Here is a 2,166-nt window from a genome sequence, read left to right as displayed (position 1 = left end):
ATATAATATATCTCCATACTCCTTACCCAAAGGAGATAGGGCAGAATATATGATACTTTGTCCTTTTTCATAATTTATATCCAAGTCTACTGGATCAACTATCGGTACAAACATATCATAATAATATAACTTATCTAATTTTAAGATTTTCTTTCTCATACTCACGTATTTGTGTAAGCTATCTGTGTTCTTATTTACAGTTTCTATTAATTTATCATATGTTTTCGTATTTAAATTATCTGAACTTAGATACATATCAAGTGACGAATCATAACCTCTTTCCGATGCATAAAATATATTCTTTCTTACTTGACCAACTAATAGGCCCGACAAAGTATTTATGTTATCGTTGTAAGCTATAAATTCATTTTGATACGCGTCTTTTCTATCCTGTCTAGCACCAGATTCTATTATACTTGCATATTCAGCTGGTGTGATATTTGTATTTTTATCCATATTTCTAAACAGTTCATATATTTTACTTGGTAAACTGCTTATATTCGAAACATTACTAAGTATATTTTCAGACTTATCATCTAGGTAGTGCTTTTTACTTCTTCTTATGTCACTTAAATACATTCCATATTTTTTGTTTATCTTATTATTAGATATAATTTTATCGTATTCATCATCCGATAGCTTTAATATCTCAAGTTCTAAATCAGAACATATTCTTGAATAGTCCTTATATACTTTTCCCATTTCCTCAGTCATATCTAAATATTTATATGAGTTCTTATTAATATCTTTTTTTAATTTTACATAAGCATAAAGTCTGTTAGCTCTTATATCTAACTTTTCTTTAATATCTAATGCAAAAGTTATATGTGTCTTAGATTTAGTAACCTTGCCTACATAGTTTTTAAGCTCTTTAGTATCTTTTACAAAGGATTTCAATTCTTTCTTCCAAGCATCATCACTTTTATATAAGGATTGTAAATTCCAACAAGCTTTAGCATAGTCAAACTTTGATTCTTCTTTTTTTTCATCGTCATCATTAGTATTCATAGCTTCAATAGCATCTTCATTATTTGCTTCAACCTCAGAGCTTTTCAAAGTTGATTTTATGTTTATTCCAAAAATACATAATATAGAAAGTATTAAAGTTATAATTACCTTATTTACGTTTTTATTCATTGTGAGCCATCCTTTCACTAAGTTTGCTTAATATTAGGATGGCTTTTTGTGGCCATATTATTCAACTATTACCATTTAACTCTTATAATAGTTATCCACATAATAATCCACATATTCACAGTTTCAATTTTTTAATAAATTTAGATATTCCAATATATATATTTATTTTATATTTTTCATTTTTTTAACTTAAATACACTTTATTCACACTTATCTACACTTTATCAACAGTTTTCTGTTGATTTCCCTATGTTTTTGTTGATAAATCTTATATTTTTGTAAATAATATTTTTAACTTATAAGAACTTTTGTTTGTTGAACCTTGTCGAAACTTGAAATTTCAACATATTCTTATTTATACATTTACAGTTATAACTTATCCACAATCTATTAACATATTATATACAACTGTTAATTAACACAAATTTTAGTTACTAAAGCAGTCATATCATCTTCAATTTCTTCTTTTTGTAAATCTAATGCTTTATCTAAGATTAAATTAGATATTTCTTTTGGATTTGTGGTATCTATATTTTGTAGGAAGTAAATCAACCAATTATCTCCCAAATCATTATTTTTACCTGCATCTACAATGCCATCTGACACCATAATCACATAATCTCCATCTTTTACCTTCGAATGTTGCCTATCTAGCTTAATATCTCCTATTATCCCCACTGGTAATGATGACGAGGATATTAAATCAACTTCTCCATTTTCTCTTTTTATATAGGTTGAGCACGCTCCCATCTTTATAGTCTCTAAAAATCCTTTCTTTAAATCTATAATACCGAGGTCTAATGTAGAGAACATTTCATCTGTTGATTTAAGTATAAGAATATTATTTATTGTATTTATAATTATTTCATTATCTATTTTTGCATCCATCATTTTCTCTAATATATCAATGGTTATAGAAGACTCTTCATAAGCTTTTTTACCTTTTCCCATTCCATCACTTATCGCTACCATGTATTTTCCGTCATTAATATCCATATAAGTGTAATTATCACCACATAGTATATGACC

1 protein-coding gene and 1 pseudogene are annotated in these 2,166 nt (G+C 26.7%); both read right to left on the bottom strand.

Annotation, left to right across the window (positions count from 1 at the left end; genetic code table 11):
- Positions 1-1,137 (bottom strand): annotated as a pseudogene (locus CHL78_RS19980) (oligoendopeptidase F); the annotation flags it as partial.
- Between the two features lie 411 nt (positions 1,138-1,548).
- Positions 1,549-2,166, bottom strand: a 618-nt coding sequence (locus CHL78_RS19975; RefSeq protein ID WP_147295869.1) for a SpoIIE family protein phosphatase, incomplete at its 5' end; no start/stop codon positions are given.

Source organism: Romboutsia weinsteinii (assembly GCF_002250835.2).
Classification (GTDB): domain Bacteria; phylum Bacillota; class Clostridia; order Peptostreptococcales; family Peptostreptococcaceae; genus Romboutsia_A; species Romboutsia_A weinsteinii.
The sequence above is the reverse complement of the archived record's forward strand: the minus strand, read 5'-3'. Positions and strand labels throughout refer to the sequence as shown.